This window comes from Rhizobium sp. AN5 (assembly GCF_900215255.1).
Taxonomy (GTDB): Bacteria; Pseudomonadota; Alphaproteobacteria; order Rhizobiales; family Rhizobiaceae; genus Agrobacterium; species Agrobacterium tumefaciens.
Map to the genome: position 1 here is coordinate 2,807,064 of NZ_OCMJ01000004.1, position 18,807 is coordinate 2,825,870.

Genomic DNA, 18,807 nt, shown 5'->3' on the forward strand with positions numbered 1-18,807 from the left:
AAAGCGCTGAGGCGCATCAGCAATTGGAGCAGGTTATCTCAGCGTCGCGCTGCTTGAAGAAATAATCGCGTGCGATCGTGATCGATCTTACGCCGGACGAAGAAATATCTGGCATGAACATCAACAATTCATGCGGCACGGAAAGCTCGACGTGGATGAGGAAACTGTCCGCTACAAGCAAACGTGTGGGAACGGAGACTGGCGATCCCAGCACATAGGGCCGCGCGTTTTTCTCGTTCCAGGACCAGGCGATAGTCGCCTGTTTCTGCTTGTCGATCTTGATGCCGCTGATCTTCAGCTGCAGACCCTTGGTGCTGTAAGGCGCAAAGACGGCAGCCGTTACGTCCTGCATGCTTGTCAGATAAGCCTTGTCGACGGAATTTGTTTTCGAGATCAGGTCGTTGATCGTTGCGGAAGCGCTGCTCGCCCGCTTGTAGGTATTGTAGCCGATGGTGAGTTCGAAGGACGTCAGATAAAGCGCAAGCAGTATCGGGAAGACGATTGCAAATTCTACCGCACCCACGCCACGGCGATCCCGTGCGAAGCGTTCAACGAGCGCGATGAAACGAAGTCTGCCGTTCGTGATGGTGGAAACAAGCCCTGCCATCATGAGCCCCCGCTCGTGGTGTATTTCTCATTCATGAAAGCATCGGTCGCGACAATGAGGAAATGCGAGGGCATCGACCCGTCGGCCGGGCGTATTTTGGTAAGATATGGTCGGATGATATCTGCGACGACGCGCCAGCGATAATAGACGCGCAGCATATTGATCGTGTCCGGCCCACCCGGCTTGAAGCCGAATTGCGCCGTGTCGAGATCGTAATATTCGCCGTTAGCTTTCAAGGGTATCGTAGTTGGAATATCCTTGAAGGCGGTGAAGGAGCGAAGGTCTATATAAAGCTTCTGTTCTTTTTTGATCTCATCAGCCGAGCAGGCGATAATCACCGAAACTTCGTTGCAGAAACTCTTGCGAAAATCCTCTTTGGAAATCGAACTGCTGATCTGCCCGGTGCGCAGACGCCTCGCCATCGTGTCGGTAGCATTGACGACCACTTGCTCCGCCATCAAGGCGATGAAAGTTTCGATGATCGCAAAGACGACGAGGAAATAGGGAAGCGCCAGGATCGCGAATTCGATGGCTGCTGTCCCGTCACGCGAGAGCCCGAATTTTTCCAGCAATGGCTTCAATTTGGCCAGTCGCATATGTCGGTGTCGATCTTTAGAATATGCGGCAAGCGCAACCGTTGAATTTGTTGCGGACCATAACCAGCCGGTGTTTAAATTCAGTTACCCCGACGAGTTATACTTTATCAGTTCGCAAAAATGGCACAGGCTATAAACGCAAAAAGCCCGGCATATCGCCGGGCTCTTACATACTGGAAAAACGATAGCTTATTCCGCATCCGCTTTTGAGAGAACCTCAAGGGTGGGTGTGGAGGTGATATTGTAGCCGCAATCCACGTAGTGGCACTCGCCGGTAACGCCGCGCGACATGTTGGACAGCAGATAAAGAGCCGATCCGCCGATATCGTCGATATCCGCTGTCCGCCGCAGCGGTGCGTTTTTCTGGTTCCACGCATAAATTGCGCGCGCATCGGAAATGCCGGCGCCCGCCAGTGTGCGGACCGGGCCGGCCGAGATCGCGTTGACGCGAATATCGCGCGGGCCATAGTCGGCAGCGAGATAACGCACGGACGCTTCGAGAGCGGCCTTGGCAACGCCCATAACGTTGTAGTTGGGGATGACCCGCTGAGAACCGTTATAGGTCAGCGTCAGCATGGATCCGCCATTCGTCATCAGTTCGGCGGCACGCTTGGCGATTTCCGTGAACGAGAAACAGGAGATAACCATAGTGCGGCTGAAATTCTCGCGGGTTGTATCCGCGTAAAGACCCTTCAGCTCGTTCTTGTCGGAAAAGCCGATCGCGTGCACGACGAAATCCAGCGTACCCCATTTTTCGCGGATTGCCGCAAAAAGCGCGTCGACCGAGGCGATATCCTCGACATCGCAAGGCACGATGAAGTCGGATCCGAGTTCGGCGGCGAGCGGCTTTACCCGCTTGCCGAGCGCCTCACCCTGATAGGTGAAGGCGAGCTCTGCGCCCTGCGCCGCAAGCGCCTTGGAGATACCCCAGGCGATGGAGTGATTGTTTGCGACGCCCATGATGAGGCCGCGTTTACCCTGCATGATGCCGTTCATGGCAATTATCCATTATGACGCTGGAAGACCAGCGTGGCGTTGGTGCCGCCGAAGCCGAAGGAATTGGAAAGGATCGTGTCGATCTTGGCATTGTCGATGCGGCTGCGAACAATCGGGACGCCCGCAAATTCCGGATCGAGTTCGGAAATATGCGCGCTCTCGCCGATGAAGCGTTCCTGCATCATCAACAGGCCGTAGATCGATTCCTGAACGCCTGCTGCGCCCAGCGAGTGGCCGGTGAGGGACTTGGTCGACTGGATATGCGGGATCTTGTCGCCGAAGACTTCCCGGATCGCGCCGATTTCCTTGCTGTCGCCGACCGGCGTCGAGGTGCCGTGAGTATTGATGTAGTCGATATCGCCCTTGACGGTGGAAAGGGCCTGACGCATGCAGCGGATCGCGCCCTCGCCGGAAGGAGCCACCATGTCGTAACCATCCGAGGTTGCGCCATAACCGACGATCTCGGCGTAAATCTTGGCGCCGCGCGCCTTTGCATGTTCCAGCTCTTCAAGAACCAGTACGCCAGCACCGCCGGCGATCACGAAACCGTCGCGGTTGACGTCATAGGCGCGGGAAGCGAGGTTCGGCGTCTCGTTATATTTGGACGACATCGCGCCCATGGCGTCGAAGAGGTTGGACATGGACCAATCGAGGTCTTCATGGCCGCCAGCGAACATCACGTCCTGCTTGCCCCACTGGATCATCTCGGCGGCGTTGCCGATGCAATGCGCCGATGTGGAGCAGGCCGAAGAAATCGAATAGTTGACGCCGTGGATCTTGAACCAGGTCGCAAGTGTGGCCGATGCGGTCGAGGACATGGCCTTCGGCACGGCAAACGGGCCAATACGCTTCGGGCTGTTATTCTTCAGCGTGATATCGGCGGCTTCGACGATGGTGCGGGTGGAAGGACCGCCCGAACCCATGATGATGCCGGTGCGCTCGTTGCCGCTGATGTCGCTTTCCTCGAGACCGGAATCGGCAATCGCCTGCTTCATGGCAACGTGGTTCCATGCGCCGCCCTGCGAAAGGAAGCGCATGGCGCGACGGTCGACCAGCTCGGTCGGATCGAGAGACGGCTTGCCCCATACCTGGCACTTGAAACCGTGTTCGGCAAAATCGGGTGAAAATGAAATGCCGGATTTGGCGTCGCGCAGGGATGCGGTGACTTCGGCGGCATCACCACCGATGGAAGAAACAATGCCGAGGCCGGTGACAACAACTCGTCTCATGAAATGGACCTTTTCTTAAGATTTCGGCTGGACGGCCGAAGCCGCCCGGCGTTTGCCAGGACTATTCCGTCCGCTTCAGGCGGTCTTTTCCTTCGACAGCCCCACACGAAGGTCCGTCGCTTGATAAATGGTTTCGCCGTCTGCCTTCAACCATCCGTCTGCGGTACCCAGAACGAGACGTCCGCGCATCACGCGCTTGAAGTCTATGCCGTACTGGAGAAGCTTCGTCTCCGGGCGAACCATGCCCTTGAACTTGACTTCGCCGGTGGAGAGCGCCATGCCGCGGCCTTCTTCGCCCAGCCAGCCGAGGAAGAAGCCAGTCAGCTGCCACATGCCGTCAAGGCCGAGGCAGCCCGGCATGATGGGGTTGCCCTGGAAATGGCAGGGGAAATACCAGTCGTCTGGGCTGACATCGTATTCAGCGCGGATGAAACCCTTGTCGAACGCGCCGCCGGTTTCGGAAATTTCGGTGATGCGGTGAACCATGAGCATGGGAGGCAACGGAAGCTGGGCATTTCCCGGACCGAACAATTCGCCGCGTCCGCAGGAAAGGATCTCCTCGTAATTGTAACTTGATTGCCTCGTTGCCATACCGCTTTCACTTCCTCAATCACTGGTGTTTATCGACTTCACTAGAGCAAGTTAGGTTCAAAATGAAGCGCTGCAAGGGCAGAGGCCATTATGCCCCCATTCTTTGTCTTCGAACCTTCTTCACAGAAGTCATTACCTCAATATGCCGTCCGCATACAGGAACCATCCGGCAGGAACCAGAGGAAATTTGCAAGAATGGCCGGTTTGCAGCCATTTGCGACACTCGGCGACGCTGAAACTATTGAAAGCATTCACCGCAAAAGATATATGCTATTGCAATTGATGGGTTTCACCCCTGTGTTTGGAATGGGATTGCATGGCATTTGACGCCACATTGGATATTGGAACGAGGCTGCGGCGCTCGGGGCTGCGCCCCACGCGCCAGCGCGTGGCTTTGGGCGATCTTCTCTTTGCAAAGGGCGACCGCCACCTGACGGTGGAGGAACTGCATGACGAGGCGATCACCGCCGGCGTGCCCGTTTCTCTCGCCACGGTCTACAATACCCTGCATCAGTTTACCGAAGCCGGTCTCATCCGCGTTCTGGCTGTCGAGGGTGCCCGCACCTATTTCGACACCAACGTGTCCGACCACCATCACTTCTTCGTGGAAGGAGAGAACGAGGTTCTCGACATCCCCGTCAACAATCTCCAGATCGACAATCTGCCAGAGGCGCCCGAAGGCATGGAAATCGCCCATGTGGACGTGGTCATTCGCCTGCGTCGCAAGCGAAGCTGAGGCTTCGGTTTGATAAACCAAGCAACATGGCGCCTAAGGGCGCCATTTTTGTTTCAGGCAGCCTTCGCCGCCTCACTTCAATATATCTTCGGGCCGTCTGCCGGGCTTGCCCTTGTAGGGCGGAAAGGTCCATCCGAAGATCAACGCTCCGGACCGGACTCCGAAAGCCGTCAATACGCCGATGCCCGACGCGACATAAAGCGGCGCGCCGAGGAAATAGGCGCCGGTGAAGATGGAGGCCCCCAAAAGCGCGCAGGTGATGTAGATTTCCGGGCGCAGCAGCACGGAGGGTTCTCCCGCAAGAACATCGCGCAATACGCCGCCGAACGTCGCTGTCAGAACGCCTGTCACGATGGCCACGGTTGCGGAGCCGCTTGCAGCCAGACCCTTGGCGGCGCCCATGACGCAATAGGCTGACAGGCCGACGGCATCGAGCCAGATGAGCACCCGATACCGGGATTCGAACAGGTAGGCGGTGAAGAAAAGCAGAACCGCAACCGAGACGCAGACCAGAATATAGGTCGGGTTCACCACCCAGAACACGGGCGCCCTGCCGAGCACGAGATCGCGCACCGTGCCGCCGCCGATCCCGGTCGCGGCTGCGAAAAACAGGAAGCCGATCAGGTCAAGCTGCTTGCGTGAGGCGGCCAATGCGCCGGTTGCGGCAAACACGGCAACGCCGGCATAATCGAGAAAACCCAGCAGTGTCATGGAAAAGGTCCCCCCGGAAATTTGGATGCGTTTGCGTCAGTGTCGCGCAAGCACGGAACTCTAGGCTGGCCGCCCGGATGATCGCAACATCCATAAACGAAACGGATGCAAAGGAAAATGCCGTGCGAATCGCTATCGTTGCCGCTCTTCAGGCGCTGGTCCTCTTGATGTTTCCGGTCGCGCTGGCGGCACAGCAGCAGCTGGTGAACGATCCCGAGATCTATGAAAAGGATCATTTCCGCAAGGAGTGCAAGACGGCTGGCTTCGGCGATGATTTCATCACCAGACTGGATATCAACAATGATGGCCTGATGGATGCCGTCGTCAATCACGGCGTGCTGGACTGCGATGGCGAAAAAGGCCGCAGCTGCGATGAGGAAGGCTGCCCTTACAATTTTTACGTCCAGGTGAAAGAGGGCGGATATCTGATGATCGCGACGGCTCGGATTTACGGCTACGATTTCATCAAGCGTTTCGGCAACATGGTCTTCATACTGAAGATGCACCCGCGTTATTGCGATCGAACCGACAAGGAAACCTGCCTGATGACCGTGCGGGTGCGTGGCACGAAATTCGTCACCATATCACGCAAGTGACGACGCTTTACGTCAGGGCGCGACGCGCCTGATCCGGACCCTTTGATTATAGCGGTGGCGAAGCGAACGTGGAATGACGAGTGTCGCGATGGCGACCGCAAAAACGGTTGCCGCAACCACCCACAGGGCATCGTACTGTAGCGTGGCGCCCAACACTGCCCCGCAGATTGCGCCGCTGATCATACCGAGCCAGGGCACGATCTGGATGCCCCAATCGAGGCTTCGCTCCCCCAGAAGATAGCGACCGATGCCACGGCCAAAACGGGAAAGGGCGCCTGTCACATAGGTAAGACCGATCGGCAGCCCCTCAATATGCTCGACGGCAGCGTTGACCATGCCCATGGCGAAAACGACAAGATAAAACTGCGCCAGGGCGGAAGCATCGCCGCGCAGCAATGCGGCAATCGCCACCAGCGATCCCACGGCCACGAGAACGGCAAAGATGCTCCGGTCGAATTTATGTGCGACCACGATACCGCCGGCATTGCCCGTCACGAAAGCGACGATCGCGAAGAGCAATTTCGCCGCATGGGAATAAACGCCAGCTTCGACCGAGATGGCCGCGCGGGTGGTATTGCCGGTCATGAAGGAAACGAAATCGCCGGAAAGATGAAGACCCACCGCATCTGTCATTCCGGCGATGAATGAAATGGCGGCGACGAGCGCAATACCGGTGCCGGTGCGCCTTGCCCTGATGATGTTACGGCGTCTCTGTCTGGTCATGGAAAAGCTCGATATGGAAAACAGCGGGCCGATGCGCCGGGCTGTGTTATCCTATGTCTAGAATGCCGGGCGGCTTGTTTGCAATCTTTCTGGAAGCGTTTGAGTGCCTCTATTTTGTCTAGACAAATGTAAAATCCCTGCCTAGCATGCCTCAAATAAAGCGAAAAAAATATCGCACAAAAATAAATCAAAAGGGGTTCCGATCATGAAAAAAACATGGGTTATCGCCGCAATCGCGACGCTTGTTTCATCTGCTTCCGCCTATGCCGAAACATCGGTTACGATAGGCATGTCCGGCTGGACCGGCTTTGCGCCACTGACGCTTGCCAAGCAGGCCGGCATTTTCGAAAAGAATGGCCTCAAGGTCGATATCAAGAAGATTCCGCAGGCAAGCCGGCATCTGGCGCTTGCTTCCGGTGACATCCAGTGCGCCGCCACCACGGTCGAAACATGGATTGCCTGGAATGCCAACGGCGTGAAGTCCACCCAGATTTTCCAGATGGACAAGTCGCACGGAGCCGACGGCATTGCGGTGCGCAGCGATGTTGCAAAGGTCGCGGACCTCAAAGGCAAGACGGTTGCCGCTTCTGCACCGGGCACATCCCCCTATTTCTTCCTTGCCTGGATACTGAAGGAAAACGGCCTGACCCTGAAGGACGTGAAGGTCGTCAACCTTGAGCCGGGACCGGCCGCACAGGCTTTCGTCGCCGGCCAGAATGAAGCTGCCATGACCTATGAGCCTTATCTGTCCACAGTGCGCGCCGCACCGGACAAGGGGAAAATCCTTGCGACGACGCTGGATTATCCCGCCGTCATGGATACGTTCGGCTGCACGCCGGATTTCTTGAAGGCCAATCCGCAGGCGGCAAAAGCCCTTGCGGACAGCTATTTCCAGGCGCTCGAGCTCATCAAGACCGACCCTGCAAAATCCTATGAGACCATGGGAGCGGACGTAAAACAGACCGGCGAGGCATTCGCAGCTTCGGCGAAATTCCTGGAATGGCAGGACAAGGCCGCCAACCAGAAGTTCTTCGACGGTGAATTCAAGACATTCTCCGAAAAATCGGCTGATCTGCTTCTGGAAATCGGCGTGATAAAATCGAAGCCCGATCTTTCGACACTCGCGGACACGTCCTTCATCAAGTAACAGAAGCAACCCGCTGCTTTTCCTTCGAGGATTATTGCAGCCAGTGAGAAGCCTTGCAGCGCCTGTGCGTCATGGACGACGCACAGCGCTTAGATGGCGCGGCGATAGAGTGCCGCGCCCGTTTTCCGGACAGGCGACAGAATGCAACCTCTTCAACCCATAAAGAACAGCACGCGGATTTTTCTCGGCATTCTGTTCTTCGTGCTTTTTTTCTCCGCCTGGGGCTTTGCCACGCTCGGCGGTTTCGTATCGCCGACCTTTCTGGCCGACCCGATCACCATGCTGAAGGACGGCATCTATCTGCTGACCGATCAGGGATTCGCCAGCGATATCGGCATGACGATCTGGCGTGTTGTCGGCGGTTTCGTGCTGGCATCGCTCGTTGCCGTACCGGTCGGCATAGCCATGGGCGCTTACAAGCCGGTCGAGGCGCTGCTTGAGCCGTTCGTCTCCTTCGCGCGCTATCTTCCTGCTTCCGCCTTCGTGCCGCTGCTTATTCTCTGGGCCGGCATCGGCGAGATGCAGAAACTGCTGGTGATCTTCATCGGCGCGGTTTTCCAGATCATTCTCATGGTGGCCGTGGCGGTTGCCGGCACAAGACGTGATCTGGTGGAGGCTGCCTATACACTTGGGGCAAAAGACCGGGGCGTGGTCCGCCGCGTTCTCATTCCCGCCAATGCGCCCGATATTGCCGAAATTCTTCGTCTCGTCCTCGGCTGGGCCTGGACCTATGTCATTGTTGCGGAGTTGATCGGCGCGTCGTCGGGCATCGGCTATATGATCATCAACAGCCAGGCGCTGATGGCGACCGGGCAGATCATCTTCGGCATCATCGTCATCGGTGTCATCGGACTTATTTCTGACTTCGCGTTCAAATCGCTGAACCGGAAGCTTTTCGCCTGGAGGCTTGCCTGATGAGCGAACTCGTTATCAAGGGCGTCAGCCGCACTTTCCCCGGCGTTCAGGGCGGCCAGCCAACGCTGGCCTTGCAGCCCACGGATCTGGAAATCTCCCGCAACGATTTCGTCACCATTCTCGGCCCGTCCGGATGCGGAAAGTCGACTTTGCTGCGCATCATCGCCGGTCTTGACCGTCCAACGACGGGTGAAGTCCTTTTGTCCGGCCGGGCAGTGACAGGGCCGGGGGCGGATCGCGGCATGGTGTTCCAGTCCTACACGCTGTTTCCGTGGCTGACGATTCGGGAAAACGTCGCCTTCGGCCTGCGCGAACGTGGTGTCGCCGAGAAGGAAAAATGGGAGATCGTCGACAGCTATATCGACAAGGTCGGCCTGCGCGGCTTCGAGAACCATTGGCCGAAACAGCTGTCAGGCGGCATGCAGCAGAGAACAGCCATCGCGCGCGCTCTGGCAAACGGCCCGAAAATCCTGCTGCTCGACGAGCCTTTCGGCGCACTCGACAACCAGACACGCGGGCTGATGCAGGAATTGCTGCTCGGCATATGGGAGCGCGAGCAGAAGACCGTCATTTTTGTGACGCATGACATCGAGGAGGCGGTGTTCATGGCGTCGCGGGTCGTGACGATGTCAGCACGGCCGGGGCGCATCAAGTCGATCATGCCGGTCGACCTGCCCCATCCGCGTCACTACACCGTCAAGGCCAGCCCGGAGTTTTCGCAGCTACGCGCCAGGTTGACGGAGGAAATTCGCAGCGAGGCGATTGCCGCCGCTGCTCATGGATAGTTGATCCATAGAACCGGGAGGAAGGAAGCATCGGTATGAGGGGTACAGGCGCCGATCTTCAGGAAAAATCACTGCACGAGCGCATCCGCAACGATGTCGAGCGCCACATCATGTCGGGCGAGTGGCCGCCGGGGTACCGTATTCCCTACGAACACGAGATGACCCGGCAATATGCCTGCTCGCGCATGACGGTGAACAAGGCGCTCGGTGAACTGGTGCAGCGCGGGCTTATCGAGCGCCGCCGGCGTCTCGGCACCTTCGTTCGCCAGCCCCATGCGCAATCGGCCGTGCTGGAAATCCACGATATCGAAAGGGAGGTGCAGGCGCTCGGTCTTGTTTATGGATACCGTCTAGACAGGCGACGGCTGCGCCCTGCAGGTGAAAAAGACAGCGCAGCCATGGCGCTTGCTGCCGATGCCCAGGTTCTTGAGCTTACCTGCACGCATTTTGCCGGCGGCGTTCCCTTTTGCCTTGAAGAACGCGTTATCAATGTCACGGCCGTGCCGGAGGCGGAACTGGCGGATTTTTCACAAGTTGGGCCGGGCACTTGGCTGCTGAAAATGGTTCCCTGGAGTGCTGCGGAACATCGCATCAGCGCAGTTTCCGCTGATCGCAAAAATGCGACCGCGCTCGGCATTGCTTCCGGTGCGGCGTGCCTCGTCATCCACCGCCGCACCTGGCACGGAGCGGATTATGTCACCAGTGTCCGGGTCACCTATCCCGGCGACCGACACGCGCTGGTGGCGCAGTTTTCGCCCTCGCAAAACACCTGAAGACCGCAGGTCGGTCAATTTTTTGTAAAGAAGAGTTTACGGTTCCTCTTTTGGCAATATAATAGTTGTCAAAAGAACTCAGGTTTATTATCGGAACGTCAAGCTTTCACGACGGCGTCCGTTCATGGCCCCGGTTTCAGGACCGGCCGATCTGCGGATGAGTTCATCGACGGAAATCCGGGATAAAAATTATGTCAGCTGAGACCTCAACTTCTTCCGCGTCCTTAACCAAGGCAAACAAAACACGGCATATCTCACTTGCCATGACGGTCACCTTGCTGGCCGGCTTGAGTGCCGGAGCGGTTTTTGCTCAGTCGGCATCCGAGACCCCGATCCAACCCGCACCTGCACCTGCACCTGCACCGGCAACGGAAACGGTGCAGCCCGCCCAGTCGCCGGCTGAGGCGCCGAGCGCTCCGGCAGTCCAGCCAGTGCCGCCTTCCGTTGCCGCGCCCACACAGCCCGCGCCCGCCCAGCCTGCGCCCGCCGCAAGCAATCCCACGCCGGCAGCCGAAGGTGTTGCACCGCAGCCGACACAGACGGAGCAACCCGCTCCGACGAACGGTACGACAGCGCCGAACGAGGTCTTCACCCCGGTTGAACCGGTAGTCGCCGAACCCGCAAGTGCCGCACATCGTGCGGACATTCCGCACAACCTGTCTCCCTGGGGCATGTTCATGGCGGCGGACTGGGTCGTGAAGGGCGTGATGATCGGTCTCGCTTTCGCATCGCTCGTCACCTGGACGGTCTGGGTTGCGAAGTCTATCGAACTTGCCGGAGCGCGCGTGCGTGCCGGTGCGACGCTCAAGGTCATCCGCCGGGCGAAAACCCTGAACGAGGCGACTGAGGCCGTCGAAAAGAAGGGCGGGCCGGCAGCGCTCATGTTGCGCATGGCAACTCACGAAATGCAGCTTTCCGACGCGGTGGTCGAACACACCGACGGCGGCGGGATCAAGGAGCGTGTATCCTCGGCCCTGTCGCGCATTGAAACCCATGCCGGTCGCCGCATGTCGCGCGGAACGGGCGCCTTGGCGACCATCGGCTCCACCGCTCCATTTGTCGGTCTGTTCGGTACCGTCTGGGGCATCATGAATTCCTTCATCAGCATCTCGGAATCGCAGACCACCAATCTTGCCGTCGTGGCACCCGGCATTGCCGAGGCGCTGCTTGCCACGGCAATCGGCCTTGTCGCTGCTATTCCAGCGGTGGTGATCTACAACGTCTTCGCCCGCTCGATCACGGGATACCGGCATTTGCTGGCGGATGCGGCAGCCGGCGTGGAACGCCTCGTCAGCCGCGACCTCGATTTCCGCCGCATTCCGCCGGGCAGCAGCAAGCCCGCAGTGTCGCTGGTTGGGCGGTGATCGGTCATGGCTGGCGGTATTCGCGAAAATAGCGGAGACGATCTCTCCGAAAACCACGAAATCAACGTCACGCCTTTCATCGACGTGATGCTGGTTCTGCTCATCATCTTCATGGTGGCCGCACCGCTGGCGACCGTGGATGTGAATGTCGATCTGCCCGCATCCACCGCCAAGCCGGCGGAGCGCCCGGAAGAGCCGCTTTATCTGACCGTCAAGGACGATCTGTCGCTCAATCTCGGCAATGATGCGGTTGCCCGCGAAGCCCTGGCAGCGGCGATCGACCGGCAGACGGGCGGCAAGAAGGATACGCGAATTTTCCTGCGCGCCGACAAGGCCGTCGACTATGGCCACTTCATGGAAATCATGAACCTGCTTCGCGATGCCGGATATCTGAAGATCGCTCTGGTAGGGCTGGAAAATGCCCCTGCGGCAACGCAGCCAGCCGGTGCTGTTCCGCCCACCGCGCCTGCTGTGCCAGGAACCGCGCCATGACTGAAAACGGCTACCCGCAGTCCCGACATTCCCGCCTCGGGGAAGCGGCGTTGTGGTCCGCCGCAGCAATGCTCATGCTGGGCGTTCATGCGGGTTTTGCCTATTACCTGATGCAGGAACCAGAGGAACTGGATGCCGGCGGGCCGCCGCCCGCCGCGATCATGATCGAAATGGCGGCCATACCGGAAGCCGTGAACACCGAGGAAACGACGCCTGCGCAGGACGTTGAAGATGCCGAAGAGGTAAAGAGCGACAACAGCCAGCCGGTGGAGGAAGTCACCCCGGAGGAGCCGCCGCCGCCTGAGCCGGTTGTGGAAACGCCGCCGCCGGAACCCGTGCAGCCGCCGGAGCCTCCGGTCGAGGAGATCGTCGAACCGCAGGAAATCCCTGAACCGGTGGAGCCGATCGATCCCGTGCAGGAACAGATGATGGCGGAACTCGAAAATGTCGAGGTTCCCTTGCCCGTCATCCGGCCACCGCCGCCGCCGGTCGAAAAGAAGGTGGAAAAGAAAGAACCGGACGACAAGAAGAAGGTCGAGCCCCAGCGCCCCAAACCGCAACAGGCATCGGAACTGCGCGAAACGGCCAAGGCCGAGACACAGCAATCCGACCGGACGGCGGCATCGCGCAACAATGCCGGTTTCTTCTCTTCGGCGTCCGTTTCGCCCGCAAAATGGGGCGCTAAAGTTCATGCACATATCAAACGTCGTAAACCCCGCTCTCTTCGTGGTGGTGATATGACGGCGACTGTGCGCTTCCGGGTCAACGATGCAGGTGTCGTTAGTGGGGTGAGTATTGTGCAGTCTACGGGTGATTCCTCTGTCGACCAGCAGATCGCAGCCTGGGTACAGAGTGCCTCACCGGTCCCGCCTCCTCCTCCGGAGATAAATAAGACGATCACTTTGCCGATCAGTATCCGTTAGAGCCATACCAGCGGCGCGGATTTTCGAAGTGAAAATATGTGCTCACTCGATATTTCATGCGATACCGATTTAGGCCTGAATTGCATTTCGCGAATGTTTTCGATGGTGTAGGTCTTGTCGACTTAACACGCAGAGGCATTCCGGAATGAAATTCTCAATCGCAGAGGCGGAGGATCTCGTATCCTCTATCTTTGAGCGCAACGGCGTTCTGCCGCAAAACGCCCGCTCCGTGGCGAAGGCGCTCGTGGCATCCGAGGCTGCAGGCCAGGGCGGCCACGGTTTTCGGCGTATCCCCGTTTATGTCCGTCAGGCGCGGGTTGGCAAGGTCGATGGCAATGCGCGGCCGGTGGCAAGTCGTGTCAAACCGGGTGTGCTTTCAATCGACGCTAACAACGGTTACGCCTATCCCGCGATCGACTGCGCCGTAGACGAGTTGCCGGACATGGCCCGGCAGCAGGGCATCGCGCTCGCCGCGATCCATCGCTCCCATCATGCGGGCGTCATGGCGCTTACAGTCGAGCGTTTCGCGGAAATGGGCCTCGTGGCGCTGATGTTCGCCAATGCTCCGGCATCCATGGCGCCTTGGGGTGGCACCAAACCGCTCTATGGCACCAATCCGATTGCATTCGCCAGCCCTGTTGGCGAGGCAGATCCGCTGGTGATCGATCTGGCGCTTTCCAAGGTTGCGCGCGGAAAGATCATGGCGGCCCGCCAGAAGGGCGAAACCATTCCGGGCGACTGGGCGCTTGATACGAATGGCCGACCCACGACTGATCCCGAAGAAGCCATAGCCGGAACGATGGTGCCTGCGGGCGAGGCCAAGGGGGCTGCCCTGGCGCTGATGGTGGAGATCATGGCCGCTGCGCTCACCGGTGGAAACTTCGCGTTCGAGGCCTCTTCCCTTCTGGACGACAAGGGTGCGCCACCTTCTCTCGGCCACACGATCATCGCCATAGACCCCGTATCGTCGGGCGGTGCGGCCTTTACCGGGCGACTGGCGCTTATCGCCGGAGAGATAGAGAAGCAGGAAAACGTGCGTTTGCCCGGTCGGCGAAGCCAGGGCATTCGAAGGCAGGCGCTGGAAAGCGGTATCATCGTCGAAAGCGATATTCTTGCCGAAATCCAGTCGCTATGAACTGAAAATGAAAACCCGGCGGACCGGAAAGTCCGCCGGGTAAACCGTGTATGGCTGCCTCGCATTTGCGCCGATAGGCCGGAAATCATTTCCGACCCGCCTTTTGGTCCGCCGTCCCGCCATCGAAATGGTGGGTTTTTGGCGCAGAAAGCAACACATCCGGTTTTGGCTTACGGGAAGGGGACGATTTCGCGTAAGCTTTTTTAAGCAAGAGGGAAGCTCTAAATATCCTGTTCAATCAGTCCGCGCAGCAGGGCAATGCTGACGGCATTCAGTAGATTGGCCGCACCCAGCCTTAGGCGGACCCGTTCCAGAGTATCTTTAACATCCGCTTCGTCCGCTCCCGTTATCAAGGCAATGTGAGAAGGATGTCGGCCCCGCGCAACGAGCCCCAGATATTGCCGCTCACGATCCGAAAGGACGATTTCACGCGCCTGGTGACGTTCATGCTGCGTTTTTGACGACATAGTCTTTCAGCCTCAAAAGAGATTGACCTTCCCAAAGCCGGATGTGGCCTCAGGAACCAAGCAATAAGCGGCTGATCTCGCAGCCAGCCGGTCCCGACATGGATCCTTGGCGATGAAAGAATGACTGCACCGTCCTTCGCAAAAACCTGAAATCGGTTCTTGTCCAGAACAATGTAAAATTCAAAGCTTTGGAATATTTTCCGTCATGCCCGAAGGCATATTGCGGCGTTCTATTAGGCGGTCTGCCATCTCAGGAGAATAACATCTCACGCCAAGTTTTGCGTTCTTATTGTTATGTTTCGATACATAATCCTATCAACGCCGACATATTTCCCAATTTTATTTTGGATATGTGGAATATTGATGCTGGGAATACGCCCTATACGGCGGAATGATGCGCGTGTTTCTTGCGAATATCCGTTGGCGTTGCCCCGAACCAGCGGGAAACGGAACGCGAAAACGCACCCGGCGTCGAATAGCCGAGCCTGTAGCTGATATCGGAAACCGGAAGATCGCTTTCCACGAGGAGCTTGAAGCCGGCATTCTTGCGAATGGCGTCCTTTATCTCGTTGAGATTGGTCCCAAGCTCGGCAAGCCGTCTTTGAAAACTGCGTTCCGACAGGTTGAAATAGGGGGCGATCTCGCTCAGCGAAAGCTCGGCATCCGACAGCCGCACCTGCATGTAACGCTTCACCTGATCGATGAAATGCGTGGCGTCTGCCGATGTCTGCGGCCGCAGCATCCGGCATTGCAAATTCATCAGCTCGAACAGCCGCTCATCTGCATTTGGGTTGACCACGTCCAGAAGCGATGTGGGAAGGCGCATGGTGTGGATGGGTTGCGAAAAGCTGACACGCTTGGTCATTCTTTCTTTAAATAGCTGAATATTAACCGGTTTCGGCCGTTCCAGACCGATCTCGACCAGGTTGACGCGCTCCCCCAGAATATCGCGAAGGCGCTGGATAAGAGCTGTCAGCGACAAATCCACATATTGATCGCGTTTGGCGATGACAGGCGCAAAGGACCACGACAGGGTTACGTGCGCGGCATCCGTGACCATGGTGAAATTGCTGTTATTGGTCGCGTAATAAACGTGATCCTGAAGAAAACGCAGGAAAGCCCGCACTGTCGGCGCGCTGATCAGGCCATATCCGAATGCGCCGGATGCGCCGGCGGGAAAGGTGGACGCGCATTGCAGACCAAAGGCGTCGTCGCCGGAAATCAACGCACATGTCTCGAGCAAGCGGCAAAATCTGTCGAGGCTGATGCGCTCCGTCACGCTGCCGAAAGTGGCGGGATCGATATCGAGAGCCTTGCAGATGGGGGCGATGTCGATGCCCCGCGACCGTGCATAATTGGCTACGCCGGCGGCCAGACCGGCCACCACTGTTATCTCGTCGCTGACCCTCTTTTCAGGCATCCCTCGCCTTGGCGTACCATGTTTGGAAATTGTCGCCTGATGGTAAGCGTTGGGAAGCCATTTGTCGAGCAGTTCGGCCTGTGGAGTTTAAATGTGGCGGTGGCAGGCGCTCTGCTCCAGCACCTGCATGATGGTTTTGCCCGCATCTTCCATGGCACCGCTATTGTCCACCGTTGTCACGTCGAAATCCCCGACGACTGTCAGCGAACTGCGTTCCAGCCGCCGGAGAATATCCTCCCGGCTTTCCCGCCCGCGCTGCTCCAGCCGCTTCGCCAGCACGTCCGGCCGTGCAACGATGTTCACGACCTTGAGGCGGGCAAACGCGGTGCCGAACTGGGGCAGGGCCGAGCGGGAGCCGTTGGCGATGACCACGTCTCCCGCATTAAGATGGCGATAGACGGCGGCCGGAATGCCATATTTCAGCCCGTGCGCCTGCCAGGAAACGGCAAAAGCACCTTCCTCTTCCAGCCGGTTGAACTCGTGCATGGAAACCGCATCGTGATTTTCGCCGCCGGCATCGCCGCTGCGGGTAATGACCCGGCGGGTGAAATGGAAGCCCGGCCGCCCGGACAGCTGCGCTGCCGCATAATCCATCAGCGTGTCCTTGCCGGCCCCACTCGGGCCGACAATTACGATCATGGTTCCGTGCACCGTACCCAGCGTCTGGCCGTCAAGCCGGCTATCCTGTCCGTTGCCGGTCATGCCACACGTTTGCCCTGACGCCAGACCGAGCGGGCGACGGGAACGCCGTCCTCACGGTGAACTCGGACCAGATCGGCCCGCAATCCCGTTGCGATGCTGCCGCGATCGCGAAGGCCCACCGTTCGTGCCGGCGTGGAGGTGACCATGCGCAGCGCTTCCGGCAGAGTGATGGCTTCCACCTGGTCGGCGAGCAGGAACGGCGCGTAAAGCAGGCTGAACGGCACATAGTCGGAAGAGAGAACATCCAGCACGCCAAGTTCGGCAAGATCACGGGCGGCGATGTTGCCGGAATGGGACTTGCCGCGAACGATGTTCGGTGCGCCCATCAGCACGCTCATGCCGGCGCTGTGCGAAGCCTTTGCCGCCTCGACGCTGGTGGGGAACTCCGCGAGTTTCACGCCGTGCCCGATCGCTTCGCCCACATGCGCTTCTGTAGCGTCGTCATGACTTGCAACTGTTATGCCGCGCTCGGCGCAGCGGGCCGCCAGGTAATCCCGGTGCTTAGCAGAAAACTCCGCCGATGCCGTCTGCCGGCGTCTGACGAACTCGGCGAAAGCCTCGTCGCTCAGTCCGCGCTTCTTCTGGTAATAGAATATATATTGGTCCATCGACTGGAACTGGCGCTGCCCCGGGGAGTGGTCCATCATCGAAATCAGCCGCACACGCGGATCGGTCTCAAAATCTTCGAAATGCTCGAGCACATCGGCGGAGGCAACTTCACAGCGCAGGTGCAGCAGGTGATCTGCCCGCAGGCGGTTCTGATCGGCAGCGGTTTCAATGGCATCCGCCATTTCCCGCATCTCGCCCTTCTTGAACCCGCCATCTTCGTCGGAGCCGAGCCGCAGGCAGTCGAAAACAGTGGTAATGCCTGATGATGCGACCTGCGCATCGTGAGCCTGAATGGCGGCGATCTTATCCCAGATAACCCCGGGACGCGGCGAATAGTGCTGTTCCAGATGGTCGGTGTGCAGTTCCACCAGACCCGGGATGAGGAAATCGCCTTCGAGATCCTCACCGGTTTTGGAGGCGCCTTCGCTGATATCGGCGATCTTGCCGTCACGGATCAGAACGGATCCCACAATAATATCGTCTTCCAGAACGATACGGGCGTTGGAAAGGGCGTGCTCGGTCATGGGTCAGCATCTTTCTTTGGCGGCTGGCCAAGCGGGTGCCAGCGATGAACGATAAATGGTGCGCCGCGCGTTTCCTCAACGAACAAAGCGAGGCCGGAAATGGTGAGAGGCTGGTCGACGAACTCGGAAAACCGGGTCGAAAGCACATCCTGGACAGCGGGCGCGTCGCTTTCGTCGATGCGGCCCGTCAGCGTCATATGAAAGCGGAAGTCGTCCATGACATGCGGATAACCCCAGAGCGACAGATTTTGCCGCTGGCTTTCCGTCAGGTTTTGCGGGCGCCGGCGGGCAATGTCGGTCTCGGACAGGGGCGCGCGAAACCGGTCGAAATGGTCGACGATCTCAGCGGCAAAATCCTGCAGCGGCTGGTAGGTGCGATCCGGAACGAGCGCGAAAAACGGCCCGAGTGCGCCGATGACAACACGCGGAATATCGAAGACGGATTGGCTGGCCGCAAACTGTTCGAGGGCGGCGACGAGATCCGCTTCGCTGTATTTTTCGGCAAGCTCGAAGGGGGCTTTCAGCGTCGCGTGGAAACCGTAACGGCGCGGCTCTTCCGTCATCTCCGCATAGGCGGCATGGTCATCATGTTGGGCGCCGGAAAACGCATTGCGTCCCAGCCAGCGCGACGCCGCTTCAGTCAGTGGATGATCTTTAGCCGGAGAAAAATAGATGGCGTAGCGCACGGCAAGCACTCTTCGGTATCATGGAAAACCTGGATGAAAAGCTATTTGGCGTGACTCGCCCGCTTCCCGCAAGGTCAGGA

General features: G+C 58.5%; 23 protein-coding genes. 11 read left to right on the top strand and 12 right to left on the bottom strand.

All coding sequences use genetic code 11. From position 1 onward, the window contains the following. Window positions 1-16: 16 nt before the first annotated feature. The 5 genes from CRP02_RS26265 to fabA all read right to left on the bottom strand — a co-directional run bounded on the left by CRP02_RS26265 (window position 17) and on the right by fabA (window position 4,019). Entirely contained in the window at window positions 17-610 is a 594-nt protein-coding gene (locus CRP02_RS26265; RefSeq protein WP_097172700.1) for a TadE/TadG family type IV pilus assembly protein, read from the bottom strand. After that, a complete protein-coding gene (locus CRP02_RS26270; RefSeq protein ID WP_097172701.1) occupies window positions 607-1,203 on the bottom strand; it encodes a TadE/TadG family type IV pilus assembly protein in 597 nt (198 codons plus the stop codon). The genes CRP02_RS26265 and CRP02_RS26270 overlap by 4 nt, the downstream gene beginning before the upstream one ends. 189 nt (window positions 1,204-1,392) lie before the next feature. Continuing rightward, entirely contained in the window at window positions 1,393-2,199 is an 807-nt protein-coding gene (fabI, locus tag CRP02_RS26275; RefSeq protein WP_003514436.1) for an enoyl-ACP reductase FabI, read from the bottom strand. Between the two features lie 5 nt (window positions 2,200-2,204). After that, window positions 2,205-3,428, bottom strand: coding sequence for a beta-ketoacyl-ACP synthase I (fabB, locus tag CRP02_RS26280; RefSeq protein ID WP_003514438.1), 1,224 nt, complete (start codon window positions 3,426-3,428; stop codon window positions 2,205-2,207). A gap of 75 nt (window positions 3,429-3,503) precedes the next feature. After that, the gene (gene fabA / locus CRP02_RS26285) at window positions 3,504-4,019 is read right to left on the bottom strand and encodes a 3-hydroxyacyl-[acyl-carrier-protein] dehydratase FabA (RefSeq protein WP_003514441.1); all 516 of its coding nucleotides are present in this window, start codon (window positions 4,017-4,019) and stop codon (window positions 3,504-3,506) included. Between the two features lie 195 nt (window positions 4,020-4,214). Between fabA and CRP02_RS28020 the strand changes: the two genes are divergently transcribed. After that, window positions 4,215-4,346 (top strand): hypothetical protein, encoded by a 132-nt coding sequence (locus CRP02_RS28020; protein WP_003514443.1) that lies wholly within the window; start codon window positions 4,215-4,217, stop codon window positions 4,344-4,346. After that, window positions 4,336-4,755, top strand: coding sequence for an iron response transcriptional regulator IrrA (gene irrA / locus CRP02_RS26295; RefSeq protein ID WP_097101112.1), 420 nt, complete (start codon window positions 4,336-4,338; stop codon window positions 4,753-4,755). The genes CRP02_RS28020 and irrA overlap by 11 nt, the downstream gene beginning before the upstream one ends. 72 nt (window positions 4,756-4,827) lie before the next feature. On the opposite strand, the gene CRP02_RS26300 is transcribed toward irrA, so the two are convergent. Continuing rightward, on the bottom strand, window positions 4,828-5,466 hold the full coding sequence (locus tag CRP02_RS26300) for a trimeric intracellular cation channel family protein (protein WP_097172702.1): 639 nt from the start codon (window positions 5,464-5,466) through the stop codon (window positions 4,828-4,830). Between the two features lie 77 nt (window positions 5,467-5,543). Between CRP02_RS26300 and CRP02_RS26305 the strand changes: the two genes are divergently transcribed. Next, window positions 5,544-6,062, top strand: coding sequence for a hypothetical protein (locus tag CRP02_RS26305; RefSeq protein WP_097172703.1), 519 nt, complete (start codon window positions 5,544-5,546; stop codon window positions 6,060-6,062). A gap of 12 nt (window positions 6,063-6,074) precedes the next feature. Here the strand turns inward: CRP02_RS26305 and CRP02_RS26310 are convergent, their stop codons facing one another. Beyond that, entirely contained in the window at window positions 6,075-6,785 is a 711-nt protein-coding gene (locus CRP02_RS26310; protein WP_097172704.1) for a YoaK family protein, read from the bottom strand. A gap of 205 nt (window positions 6,786-6,990) precedes the next feature. Between CRP02_RS26310 and CRP02_RS26315 the strand changes: the two genes are divergently transcribed. From CRP02_RS26315 to CRP02_RS26350, 8 genes are all read left to right on the top strand, one after another. Beyond that, the gene (locus CRP02_RS26315) at window positions 6,991-7,932 is read left to right on the top strand and encodes an ABC transporter substrate-binding protein (RefSeq protein ID WP_097172705.1); all 942 of its coding nucleotides are present in this window, start codon (window positions 6,991-6,993) and stop codon (window positions 7,930-7,932) included. A gap of 141 nt (window positions 7,933-8,073) precedes the next feature. Further along, complete coding sequence (locus CRP02_RS26320) at window positions 8,074-8,847, top strand: ABC transporter permease (RefSeq protein ID WP_003514452.1); 774 nt, start codon at window positions 8,074-8,076, stop codon at window positions 8,845-8,847. Continuing rightward, complete coding sequence (locus tag CRP02_RS26325) at window positions 8,847-9,632, top strand: ABC transporter ATP-binding protein (RefSeq protein WP_097101117.1); 786 nt, start codon at window positions 8,847-8,849, stop codon at window positions 9,630-9,632. Before CRP02_RS26320 ends, CRP02_RS26325 begins: the two co-directional genes overlap by 1 nt. Before the next feature lie 35 nt (window positions 9,633-9,667). Then, window positions 9,668-10,405, top strand: coding sequence for a histidine utilization repressor (gene hutC, locus CRP02_RS26330; RefSeq protein WP_097172706.1), 738 nt, complete (start codon window positions 9,668-9,670; stop codon window positions 10,403-10,405). A 191-nt stretch (window positions 10,406-10,596) separates the two neighbouring features. Then, window positions 10,597-11,769, top strand: a complete 1,173-nt coding sequence (exbB, locus tag CRP02_RS26335) for a tonB-system energizer ExbB (protein ID WP_179784136.1) — start codon at window positions 10,597-10,599, stop codon at window positions 11,767-11,769. A 6-nt stretch (window positions 11,770-11,775) separates the two neighbouring features. Continuing rightward, window positions 11,776-12,261: a TonB system transport protein ExbD gene (exbD, locus tag CRP02_RS26340; RefSeq protein WP_097172708.1), complete on the top strand. Its 486-nt coding sequence runs from the start codon at window positions 11,776-11,778 to the stop codon at window positions 12,259-12,261. Next, window positions 12,258-13,184 (top strand): energy transducer TonB, encoded by a 927-nt coding sequence (locus CRP02_RS26345; RefSeq protein WP_097172709.1) that lies wholly within the window; start codon window positions 12,258-12,260, stop codon window positions 13,182-13,184. Before exbD ends, CRP02_RS26345 begins: the two co-directional genes overlap by 4 nt. 145 nt (window positions 13,185-13,329) lie before the next feature. Beyond that, window positions 13,330-14,319 carry an Ldh family oxidoreductase gene (locus CRP02_RS26350; protein WP_097172710.1) on the top strand — a complete coding sequence of 330 codons (990 nt, stop codon included), beginning with the start codon at window positions 13,330-13,332 and terminating at the stop codon, window positions 14,317-14,319. 221 nt (window positions 14,320-14,540) lie between these two features. On the opposite strand, the gene CRP02_RS26355 is transcribed toward CRP02_RS26350, so the two are convergent. From CRP02_RS26355 to CRP02_RS26375, 5 genes are all read right to left on the bottom strand, one after another. Further along, a complete protein-coding gene (locus CRP02_RS26355) occupies window positions 14,541-14,786 on the bottom strand; it encodes a LuxR C-terminal-related transcriptional regulator (protein ID WP_003514469.1) in 246 nt (81 codons plus the stop codon). A gap of 379 nt (window positions 14,787-15,165) precedes the next feature. Next, complete coding sequence (locus CRP02_RS26360; protein ID WP_097172711.1) at window positions 15,166-16,206, bottom strand: AraC family transcriptional regulator; 1,041 nt, start codon at window positions 16,204-16,206, stop codon at window positions 15,166-15,168. Between the two features lie 87 nt (window positions 16,207-16,293). After that, window positions 16,294-16,908, bottom strand: coding sequence for a phosphonate metabolism protein/1,5-bisphosphokinase (PRPP-forming) PhnN (gene phnN, locus CRP02_RS26365; protein ID WP_179784137.1), 615 nt, complete (start codon window positions 16,906-16,908; stop codon window positions 16,294-16,296). Then, a complete protein-coding gene (locus tag CRP02_RS26370; protein WP_097172712.1) occupies window positions 16,905-18,041 on the bottom strand; it encodes an alpha-D-ribose 1-methylphosphonate 5-triphosphate diphosphatase in 1,137 nt (378 codons plus the stop codon). The genes phnN and CRP02_RS26370 overlap by 4 nt, the downstream gene beginning before the upstream one ends. Further along, on the bottom strand, window positions 18,038-18,736 hold the full coding sequence (locus CRP02_RS26375) for a DUF1045 domain-containing protein (RefSeq protein ID WP_179784138.1): 699 nt from the start codon (window positions 18,734-18,736) through the stop codon (window positions 18,038-18,040). Before CRP02_RS26375 ends, CRP02_RS26370 begins: the two co-directional genes overlap by 4 nt. Window positions 18,737-18,807 lie beyond the last annotated feature (71 nt).

Excerpts from the sequence above, each read along its gene's own strand:
- irrA (WP_097101112.1), top strand. The coding sequence starts at position 4,336 with ATGGCATTTGACGCCACATTGGATATTGGAACGAGGCTGCGGCGCTCG.
- CRP02_RS26350 (WP_097172710.1), top strand. The coding sequence starts at position 13,330 with ATGAAATTCTCAATCGCAGAGGCGGAGGATCTCGTATCCTCTATCTTT.
- CRP02_RS26360 (WP_097172711.1), bottom strand. The coding sequence starts at position 16,206 with ATGCCTGAAAAGAGGGTCAGCGACGAGATAACAGTGGTGGCCGGTCTG.
- CRP02_RS26320 (WP_003514452.1), top strand. The coding sequence starts at position 8,074 with ATGCAACCTCTTCAACCCATAAAGAACAGCACGCGGATTTTTCTCGGC.
- hutC (WP_097172706.1), top strand. The coding sequence starts at position 9,668 with ATGAGGGGTACAGGCGCCGATCTTCAGGAAAAATCACTGCACGAGCGC.
- CRP02_RS26265 (WP_097172700.1), bottom strand. The coding sequence starts at position 610 with ATGATGGCAGGGCTTGTTTCCACCATCACGAACGGCAGACTTCGTTTC.
- CRP02_RS26345 (WP_097172709.1), top strand. The coding sequence starts at position 12,258 with ATGACTGAAAACGGCTACCCGCAGTCCCGACATTCCCGCCTCGGGGAA.
- CRP02_RS26300 (WP_097172702.1), bottom strand. The coding sequence starts at position 5,466 with ATGACACTGCTGGGTTTTCTCGATTATGCCGGCGTTGCCGTGTTTGCC.
- CRP02_RS26370 (WP_097172712.1), bottom strand. The coding sequence starts at position 18,041 with ATGACCGAGCACGCCCTTTCCAACGCCCGTATCGTTCTGGAAGACGAT.
- CRP02_RS26315 (WP_097172705.1), top strand. The coding sequence starts at position 6,991 with ATGAAAAAAACATGGGTTATCGCCGCAATCGCGACGCTTGTTTCATCT.
- exbB (WP_179784136.1), top strand. The coding sequence starts at position 10,597 with ATGTCAGCTGAGACCTCAACTTCTTCCGCGTCCTTAACCAAGGCAAAC.
- CRP02_RS28020 (WP_003514443.1), top strand. The coding sequence starts at position 4,215 with ATGGCCGGTTTGCAGCCATTTGCGACACTCGGCGACGCTGAAACTATT.
- fabA (WP_003514441.1), bottom strand. The coding sequence starts at position 4,019 with ATGGCAACGAGGCAATCAAGTTACAATTACGAGGAGATCCTTTCCTGC.
- phnN (WP_179784137.1), bottom strand. The coding sequence starts at position 16,908 with ATGACCGGCAACGGACAGGATAGCCGGCTTGACGGCCAGACGCTGGGT.
- CRP02_RS26325 (WP_097101117.1), top strand. The coding sequence starts at position 8,847 with ATGAGCGAACTCGTTATCAAGGGCGTCAGCCGCACTTTCCCCGGCGTT.
- exbD (WP_097172708.1), top strand. The coding sequence starts at position 11,776 with ATGGCTGGCGGTATTCGCGAAAATAGCGGAGACGATCTCTCCGAAAAC.
- CRP02_RS26310 (WP_097172704.1), bottom strand. The coding sequence starts at position 6,785 with ATGACCAGACAGAGACGCCGTAACATCATCAGGGCAAGGCGCACCGGC.
- CRP02_RS26270 (WP_097172701.1), bottom strand. The coding sequence starts at position 1,203 with ATGCGACTGGCCAAATTGAAGCCATTGCTGGAAAAATTCGGGCTCTCG.
- fabB (WP_003514438.1), bottom strand. The coding sequence starts at position 3,428 with ATGAGACGAGTTGTTGTCACCGGCCTCGGCATTGTTTCTTCCATCGGT.
- CRP02_RS26355 (WP_003514469.1), bottom strand. The coding sequence starts at position 14,786 with ATGTCGTCAAAAACGCAGCATGAACGTCACCAGGCGCGTGAAATCGTC.
- fabI (WP_003514436.1), bottom strand. The coding sequence starts at position 2,199 with ATGAACGGCATCATGCAGGGTAAACGCGGCCTCATCATGGGCGTCGCA.
- CRP02_RS26305 (WP_097172703.1), top strand. The coding sequence starts at position 5,544 with ATGATCGCAACATCCATAAACGAAACGGATGCAAAGGAAAATGCCGTG.